General features: G+C 51.6%; 8 protein-coding genes, 1 tRNA gene and 1 pseudogene. 6 read left to right on the top strand and 4 right to left on the bottom strand.

Going from position 1 to position 8,362, the window contains the following annotated elements; genetic code table 11:
- Positions 1-101 precede the first annotated feature (101 nt).
- The 3 genes and pseudogenes from clpB (at position 102) to ACK4IR_RS12150 (ending at position 4,387) form a co-directional block, all read left to right on the top strand.
- Positions 102-2,798 carry an ATP-dependent chaperone ClpB gene (gene clpB, locus ACK4IR_RS12160; protein WP_409874619.1) on the top strand — a complete coding sequence of 899 codons (2,697 nt, stop codon included), beginning with the start codon at positions 102-104 and terminating at the stop codon, positions 2,796-2,798.
- A gap of 13 nt (positions 2,799-2,811) precedes the next feature.
- Positions 2,812-3,687, top strand: a pseudogene (locus tag ACK4IR_RS12155) (ParA family protein).
- Positions 3,688-3,727: 40 nt separating this feature from the next.
- A complete protein-coding gene (locus ACK4IR_RS12150) occupies positions 3,728-4,387 on the top strand; it encodes a hypothetical protein (RefSeq protein WP_409874618.1) in 660 nt (219 codons plus the stop codon).
- Positions 4,388-4,494: 107 nt separating this feature from the next.
- Here ACK4IR_RS12150 and ACK4IR_RS12145 read toward each other — a convergent pair whose 3' ends face one another.
- Positions 4,495-5,034, bottom strand: coding sequence for a DUF192 domain-containing protein (locus ACK4IR_RS12145; protein WP_409874617.1), 540 nt, complete (start codon positions 5,032-5,034; stop codon positions 4,495-4,497).
- Entirely contained in the window at positions 5,015-5,704 is a 690-nt protein-coding gene (gene nblR, locus ACK4IR_RS12140) for a response regulator transcription factor NblR (protein WP_409874616.1), read from the bottom strand. The genes ACK4IR_RS12145 and nblR overlap by 20 nt, the downstream gene beginning before the upstream one ends.
- A 66-nt stretch (positions 5,705-5,770) precedes the next feature.
- Between nblR and ACK4IR_RS12135 the strand changes: the two genes are divergently transcribed.
- From ACK4IR_RS12135 to frr, 3 genes are all read left to right on the top strand, one after another.
- Positions 5,771-5,844, top strand: a tRNA-Arg gene (locus ACK4IR_RS12135).
- A 52-nt stretch (positions 5,845-5,896) separates the two neighbouring features.
- Complete coding sequence (pyrH, locus tag ACK4IR_RS12130) at positions 5,897-6,625, top strand: UMP kinase (protein WP_409874615.1); 729 nt, start codon at positions 5,897-5,899, stop codon at positions 6,623-6,625.
- On the top strand, positions 6,612-7,160 hold the full coding sequence (gene frr, locus ACK4IR_RS12125) for a ribosome recycling factor (RefSeq protein WP_409874614.1): 549 nt from the start codon (positions 6,612-6,614) through the stop codon (positions 7,158-7,160). Before pyrH ends, frr begins: the two co-directional genes overlap by 14 nt.
- A gap of 1 nt (position 7,161) precedes the next feature.
- Here the strand turns inward: frr and ACK4IR_RS12120 are convergent, their stop codons facing one another.
- Both ACK4IR_RS12120 and ACK4IR_RS12115 read right to left on the bottom strand, forming a co-directional pair.
- Positions 7,162-7,800, bottom strand: coding sequence for a histidine phosphatase family protein (locus ACK4IR_RS12120; RefSeq protein ID WP_409874613.1), 639 nt, complete (start codon positions 7,798-7,800; stop codon positions 7,162-7,164).
- Positions 7,801-7,990: 190 nt separating this feature from the next.
- Positions 7,991-8,362 (bottom strand): DUF4351 domain-containing protein (locus ACK4IR_RS12115; protein WP_409874612.1); only part of this gene is annotated, 372 nt, incomplete at its 5' end.

Genomic DNA, 8,362 nt, shown 5'->3' with positions numbered 1-8,362 from the left:
GGGTGTCCTTCGGGACATCTAGCCAAGACTCGGTGAATGGGGAATCTCCCGCTATACGAGAAGCGTTAGCGGGATGAATGTCAACGCCCGCAATTACCGCCATGCAACCAACGGATCCAACAAAGTTTACGGATAAGGCGTGGGAAGCCATTGTAAAGTCCCAAGACGTGGCACGGGAATACCGCAGCCAATATCTGGAAACAGAGCACGTGATGATTGCCCTACTGCGGGAAGAGGGTCTAGGGCAACTCATTCTTGAACGGGCAGAGATTGACACCGACTGGGTTCTAAGACGCCTGATGGACTTTGCCAAGCAACAGCCCCGCGTTCCCGCAGGGAGTGAACTGTACTGTGGCCGCAGTTTGGATGCCCTCCTTGATGAGGCAAATCGTCTGCGCCAAGAGCAACAGGATCAGTTTATTTCCGTTGAGCATCTTTTGCTTGCCTTTGTGGGCGATCGCCGCATTGGGCAGCGTCTTTTCCGCGCTTTGAATTGCGATCGCGAGCAGCTAGCTGCTGCTGTTAAGGCCATTCGCGGTGCCCAAAAGGTAACCGACCAAAACCCGGAAAATAAATACGCTGCCCTTGAAAAATACGGTCGCGATCTCACCGAGGCGGCTCGCCAAGGCAAACTGGATCCGGTCATCGGCCGTGATGAAGAGATTCGCCGGGTTATTCAAGTCCTCTCGCGCCGCACCAAAAACAATCCCGTGCTCATCGGTGAACCCGGTGTCGGCAAAACCGCCATTGCCGAGGGTCTGGCCCAGCGGATTATCAATGGGGATGTGCCGGAATCGCTGAAAAATCGGCGACTGATTGCCCTTGATTTGGGGAGTTTGGTGGCGGGTGCCAAGTTTCGCGGTGACTTTGAAGACCGCCTCAAGGCCGTGCTCCACGAAGTGACCCACTCCGATGGTCAAATTGTCCTCTTTATTGATGAGCTGCACACGGTGGTCGGTGCCGGGGCCAATCAAAACTCCGCCATGGATGCCAGCAACCTCCTGAAGCCGATGTTGGCGCGGGGGGAACTGCGCTGTATTGGAGCCACCACCCTAGACGAGTACCGCAAATACATAGAAAAGGATGCAGCCCTTGAGCGACGCTTTCAGCAGGTGTATATCGGCCAACCCAGTGTCGAGGATACCATCTCGATTTTGCGGGGGCTAAAAGATCGCTACGAGATTCACCACAATGTGAAAATTACCGACTCGGCGCTGGTTGCCGCAGCAGTCCTCTCCGATCGCTACATTAGCGATCGCTTTTTGCCCGATAAGGCCATTGACCTTGTGGATGAAGCAGCGGCCAAGCTAAAAATGGAAATCACCACCAAACCCGCCGAACTAGAAGCCCTAGAACGGCGCCTGCGGCAGCTGGAGATGGAAAAACTCTCCCTCCAACAAGAGGAAAGTCTGCCCCTCAGCCAAGCCCCATTGCAAGCAACTCGCGAACAGACGCTCCGCGATCGCCTTCAGCGCATCGAAGCAGAAATTGCCCAACTGCAACCGCGACAACAGGCCATGCAGGCCCGCTGGCAGGCAGAGAAAGCCCTCCTAGAGCGCATCAACAGCCTCAAGGAAGAAGAAGATCAAGTCAAGCTGCAAATCGAGCAAGCGGAGCGCGACTACAACCTCAACAAAGCCGCTCAACTCAAATACGGTCGCCTTGAAGCTCTACAACGGGAATTGGAAAGCACCGAGGCGCAGCTTTTGGAACTTCAGGCCGAAGGGGGCACCTTTTTGCGCGATCAAGTCACCGAAGCCGACATTGCCGAAATTGTTGCCAAGTGGACGGGCATTCCCCTGCAAAAACTGATGGCTTCCGAGCGGCAAAAACTCCTGCAACTCGAACAGGTTCTGCATCAGCGGGTGATCGGTCAAACAGAGGCCGTGGCCGCCGTAGCCGCAGCCATTCGCCGAGCGCGAGCCGGCATGAAAGACCCGTCCCGTCCCATTGGTTCTTTTCTCTTTATGGGGCCTACGGGAGTCGGCAAAACGGAACTTGCCCGCGCCCTTGCTGAAGCCCTCTTTGACGATGAAAATGCCTTGGTGCGCATTGACATGTCCGAGTACATGGAAAAGCATGCTGTCTCGCGCATGATCGGTGCCCCACCGGGGTATGTGGGCTTTGACAGCGGCGGGCAACTGACGGAGGCAATTCGCCGTCGTCCCTATGCGGTGGTTCTTTTTGATGAGGTGGAAAAAGCGCACCCGGAAGTCTTTAACGTGCTCCTGCAGGTGCTCGATGATGGCCGTATCACGGATTCCCAAGGGCGAACCGTGGACTTTCGCAACACGGTGATCATCATGACCAGCAACCTAGGCAGCGAGCATATTCTGGATTTAGCCGGGGATGACAGCCGCTATGAGGAAATGCGCCAACGGGTGCTGCAAAGTGCGCAAAAGTATTTTCGCCCTGAATTCCTCAACCGCATTGATGATCTGATTCTGTTCCATGGGCTAGGGCGGGCTGAACTGGCACAGATTGCCCAAATTCAACTGCGCCGGCTAGAGCAACTGCTTGCGGATCAAAAAATTCGCCTGCGCCTTACCCCGGCAGCGCTGGATCATTTGGTGGCGGTGGGCTTTGATCCCGTCTATGGGGCACGTCCCCTCAAGCGCGCCATTCAACGGGAATTGGAGAATCCCCTAGCCGTGAAGATCCTTGAAGAGGTCTTTGTGCCGGGTGATACAATTCTGGTGGATTTTGTGAACGGTGAGTTGACCTTTAGGACGGCCAGCTTCGCAGAGGCAGGCGATCGCGACACCGTCACCGCTTCCTCAGCCCTCGGTAACCTCTAGACAGGAGAAAAGCATGAAAGTTATTACCATCTATCACAACAAGGGTGGTGTCGGAAAAACCACTGTAGCGGTCAATTTGGCGGCTGCCTTTCGCTGTCAGCGAAACTGAGTTTTGATCATCGACATGGATTCTCAAGCCAATGCGACCTTTGCCACTGGCTTAATGAATTTTATGTTTGAGGAGGAAGATACACTGCGTGATGCCAATATCTTCCATGTACTTAGATACGCTGATGAATATCCCATTCAAAAAGTTGTAAGAAGCTCGAAGTCTTTTAATAGGCCAGAAATCGATGTTGTCCCTGCCCATATTGATTTGGTGAGCATTGAAGTTCGCGATCTGCTGAGGGAGATTGATGCCATTCATTTGCAGCTTTTAAGGAAGTTGCAAGCGATCAAAAATCTCTATGATATTGTGATCATAGATGCTCCACCAGCGTGGGATCTCTACTCTGAAATTGCCCTTATTGCCTCAGACTATCTAATCATTCCCTCAGATTTTAAGCCCTTTGCAAATCAAGGCTTAAAGCATGTCATGTCTTTTGTTGAAGATATTAACCGACGATTTGCAGACTTCCGAGTAAAGTTGGGTAAAAAACCCTTAAGGATTGTGGGAATATTACCCTCAAAAATTGATGGTAGAAGTAAAAACTCAAGGAAGTTTATCGCCATTCAAGAAGCAATTAGACGTAAGTATCCTCATCTCAGAATTCTAAAGACGATTATCACAGAGTACGTCGATTTATCCAATAGTCTCAATCGTGTGATTGAAACTAGTGATGGTCAAATACCAGCGCCTCAATCTATTTTTCTCTTTAAGCCCAATTCAAATTCTGCTTATGAATTTAATGATTTAGTAAAAGAACTCAATTGGCTCACTAAGTCTTAATCAGTTCTCAAAAGCAATGGTTAATAATAAGCGTATTCAGTTGACAGCAATTGAACTTGAGCCTGAAGTTGCTCACCAAGATCAAGTAACTATCGAGCAACTGGCTAATTTAGTTCTTAAAGCAGGTGTCTGTTTTCCACCGCTAGTAGTACGACGATTGGGCGATCGCTTGGCTTGTCATCGCTTCAAACTGCTGTCTGGCCATCTCCAGTACTACGCTGCTCAAAAAGCCAATCTCAGAGAAATCAATGCCCTAATTCTTGAGGAATGTGACACATCAGAAATAGAAGATGCCATTCTTCGTCAAATTCGACTTCATTACTTAAATTCTGAGATGACAGAAGAACAAAAGGAGGAACACCCTAAAGAGTCTTTAGCTCTTGTCTCCAATGAAAACCCTATTGAGACATCTCATCTCTTGCCTTCACAAGTGTCTCCGTCCCCAGCAGCAAATCAAAATCAGCTTGATTTACAATTGCGCTTGCTTAACGAAGGAACAGAAGAACAGATTAGAGAATGGTTCAAAAAAGCAGGTTTCAGTAGTAATTCTAGAGAACGTTATCTTGAGTGCATCTTAAGCTATCGCCGCCAGAACCGCTTTGAAACTCTTGGGGATTTGCGAAAATGCTGTAGTCGAATGCAGCTTAAAACCTTGGAAAAACTTGAAAACTGTCCTGTCCCCGCAAGTTTTTTCCACTAAACGGTGTACTTAACCATTGGTTGCCCAACAATTGCTCCCACAGCAAAGGCGATCGCCGGGTTCTGTTTGACGCTGACTGGGAAGATAAGACCTAAATGATGTTGCCACTACTGCGAAGGCTCTTGAACTCCTGTGACCGAATCGAGTTTGATGAGCTGAACTGTATCTCCTACTTTCAGTCCCAGTTCAGCGGCGCGGCCGCCCGCCAGCTCTAAAACAGCATCCACCGCCACCCCCGATTCATAGGTGGGGCAAGGGAGGGCTGGGCAAGGGGGGGCTTCGGGGGCGATCGCCACCACTTTACCGTCCCTTAGGAAAATCAAGTCGAGGGGAATGAGGCAGTTCTTCATCCAGAAGCTGGCCACCTGTGGCGGAGACAGGGGGAAAAGCATACCCCGATCCTTTGGCAAATGGGAGCGAAACATCAGGCCCAACTGCTGCTGTGCCGGCGTGCGCGCCACTTCTAGTTGAATCCATGTATTGTGGATGCGCGCCTTGGCCGTAATGGGGAGATATTGGGGAATGCCGCGGACTATTTGAGGTGGGGTTGCCGGATCCCCTTGTCCGAGGCCTTGACAGCCCAGCAGTAGCCCCAAGGTGAGCAACCCCAAAACCGCCCAACGTAACCTAGGCTTCGCGGAGAACATAGCCCACCCCTCGCACGGTGTGAATCAGTCGTTTTTCACCCTCAGGTTCGATCTTCAACCGCAGATAGCGAATATACACCTCTATGACGTTAGATTCTCCCAAAAAGTCATAGCCCCAGACATTTTCTAGAATTTGCTCACGGGTGAGGACTTCGCGGGGATGCTCCATGAGAAATTTCAACAGCTCATACTCCTTCATTGTTAGATCAATCACTCGCCCTCTGCGTTCGGCGCGACGGGTGACCAGATCCAAGGTCAGATCTTCAAACCGAAGCACCTCGCTTTGGGGGGTCGGTGGCTTCAGGTAAAGCTGAATCATATGCAAAAAGGGCTTGGGACTATAGGGCAGCAGCAGGTAATCATCGGCACCTGATTCCAGCACCGCCACCCGATCCTCTAGGCGATCGCTCTCCAGCATCAACAGAATCGGCCAACTAACCCCCTGCTGACGTAACCGCTGGCATAGCTCCAAACTACTGAGACGCCCCAAATAGCGATCCATAATGATCAAAGCAGGCTGCCATTCAGCACAGGCCAAGTGACATTCCTTTTCCGTTGTTGCAATCACAGGGTCGTAGCCTGCTGCTTGGAGGTCTTGCCCCATGCGTTGCGACAAGTGGTTGTCAGCACAGACCAAAAGCAAACGTGGAGGGGGAGAAGTTATTTCCATCTCAGTCGTCCTCAGTACCCAAGATCTTACCTTCAGCTTATTCCTTGTGGGAAAATGTTCAAAAATGCGCCCGTAGCTCAGCGGAATAGAGCACTCGCCTTCTAAGCGATTGGTCGTTGGTTCGAGTCCAACCGGGCGCGTCTAACCTGCTATCGTTGATGGGGAGCGTATTGGAGTGCAAGAATCCTCGCAATGAGTCCTAAATATCGCCGCGTGTTGCTCAAATTGAGCGGTGAAGCCCTGATGGGCAACCTGAACTATGGCATTGACCCGAAAGTGGTGCAATCGTTTGCCAGTGAAATTGCTCAAGTCGTGCAAGCGGGCGTGCAAACCGCCATTGTGGTTGGAGGTGGCAATATCTTTCGGGGAGTAAAAGGCGCAGCCGCGGGGATGGATCGGGCAACCGCAGACTATATCGGCATGATTGCCACCGTGATGAATGCCATGACCCTGCAAGATGCCCTCGAACAAATGAACGTGCCCACCCGCGTACAGACGGCGATCGCCATGCAGGAGGTGGCCGAACCCTATATTCGTCGCCGTGCCATTCGTCATCTGGAAAAAGGACGGGTGGTGATCTTCGGCGCAGGGTCAGGGAATCCCTTTTTTACCACCGACACCACGGCTGCCCTGCGAGCTGCTGAAATTGATGCTGAAGTAATCTTCAAAGCCACTAAGGTGGATGGTGTCTATGACGCTGATCCCCACAAAAATCCTAACGCGCGTCGCTACCGCAGTCTCACCTATACCCATGCCCTCACCCACAACTTGGCGGTGATGGACAGTACGGCGATCGCCCTGTGTAAAGATAATGATATCCCCATTATTGTGTTTAGTTTGGAAACTGCCGGTAACATCTACCGCGCCTTGACTGGGGAACCCATTGGTACGATGGTTGGAGGCTCCTGTGAAATTAGCTGATGTCGAAGAGCGGATGCAAAAGTCAGTCGAAGCAACCCAGCATGACTTTAATAGTATTCGTACGGGTCGCGCCAACGCGGCCTTGCTGGATCGGGTGATGGTGGACTACTACGGCACCGAAACCCCCCTGCGCTCCTTGGCCAATATCTCAACGCCCGATGCAACCACCATTTTGATTCAGCCCTATGATCGCTCGACGTTGGCCAGTATTGAAAAAGCGATTCAACTATCGGATTTGGGTCTGACACCCAACAATGATGGTTCCAGCGTCCGCCTGAACATTCCGCCCTTGACCACAGAGCGACGCAAAGAACTCGTGAAAACTGCTGCCAAAATTGCCGAAGGGGGCAAAGTTGCCATTCGCAACATCCGCCGTGATGCCATCGATCACATTAAAAAGGAGGGTAAAGCTGGCGAACTCACCGAAGATGAAGTGAAGGACTTGCAGGAAAAGGTGCAAAAACTCACCGATAAATACATCGGCAAAATTGATGCTCTGTTCGCCGAAAAAGAAAAAGACATCATGACGGTATAGACTACGTGCCCGGCAACTGTCGCAGCTCTGGACTCAGGTGCGATCGCTCCGCAAGGGCAAGGAGTAAGGGGCCACGGGAGGTATACTCAACAATACTGACACTGGCAACCGGCGCAGCAATGCGATCGCGAAACCGCCCCACATCAATTCCAAGAAGACCACAGAGCATAATCCGAATCGTGGCCTTGTGAGAAACGATCAAGATATTGCCGTCGGGATACTCCCGTTCAATTTCTAAGAGAACGGCATTACTGCGGTAGTAAATGTCAATCCCCCGCTCACCCCCGGTGGGGGCATTCCAGCCCGGATCGGCCAGCCAGCGCACATAGTCATCGTGAAACTTGGCATTGACCTTCTCTGGGGAAAGGCCTTCCCACTGGCCATAGTATATTTCCTGCAAACCATCGCGGATTTGCATCTGGAGACCCACGCGATCGCACAAGGGTTGTGCTGTGGTTCGAGTTCGCAACATTGGACTGACAAAGACTGCCTGCCACGGCAATTGGGCATAATGTTCGGCAAAGGCCTCAGCCATTGCTAGACCCGCATCTGTCAAGGGTGGATCTAATTCTCCACAGTAGGCATTGGCGCGACTAAAGCTAGTTTGCCCGTGGCGCAAGAAATAGAGTTTTAAGACCACAACCTTTACCCCATACCGCTAGGGGGCAGCATAATCGAGGGCAGCAAGGCTCGTCAACAGTAGGTACAGCCCTTGTTATCCAAGTATGAGAGGCTGGTCTATGCAGGCTTTCATTGGGCTGAGCGTGTTCTACCTATCCCACCTATCTCGAACTCAGGTGTCGGTAGAAGCACAAGTACCGCTGCATGGGCTAGGTGGAGTGCTCCAGCCAAGAAACCACTTCTGCTAGGTCAGTGAAGTCTAGGAGGGCTTCTGCCAAGGCTTCAATTTGATCAGGAGAGAGCTGACGGATGCGTTCTTCAAGGTCATTGGGCACACTGGCAAACCGCCGCCTCAGGAGACGTAGGACAACGGCTGTCTCTCCTTGCTGCAATCCTTGCTGTAATCCTTGTTGCAATCCTTCTTCTCGCCCCTCCTGCAACCCTTCCTGTCGTCCTTCTGCGTAAACCTCCTGATAAAACCGTGTCTTCTTCAGTTCGTCAGTTGTCAACCCCAGCATGCGCAACACCTCCTCGCGATTCAGCGTGGTGAACCGATACAACATGATTCTCGTGATTAACTC

Source organism: Thermosynechococcus sp. (assembly GCF_046299635.1).
Classification (GTDB): Bacteria; Cyanobacteriota; Cyanobacteriia; order Thermosynechococcales; family Thermosynechococcaceae; genus Thermosynechococcus.
This window is presented reverse-complemented; position numbering and strand designations above follow the sequence as displayed.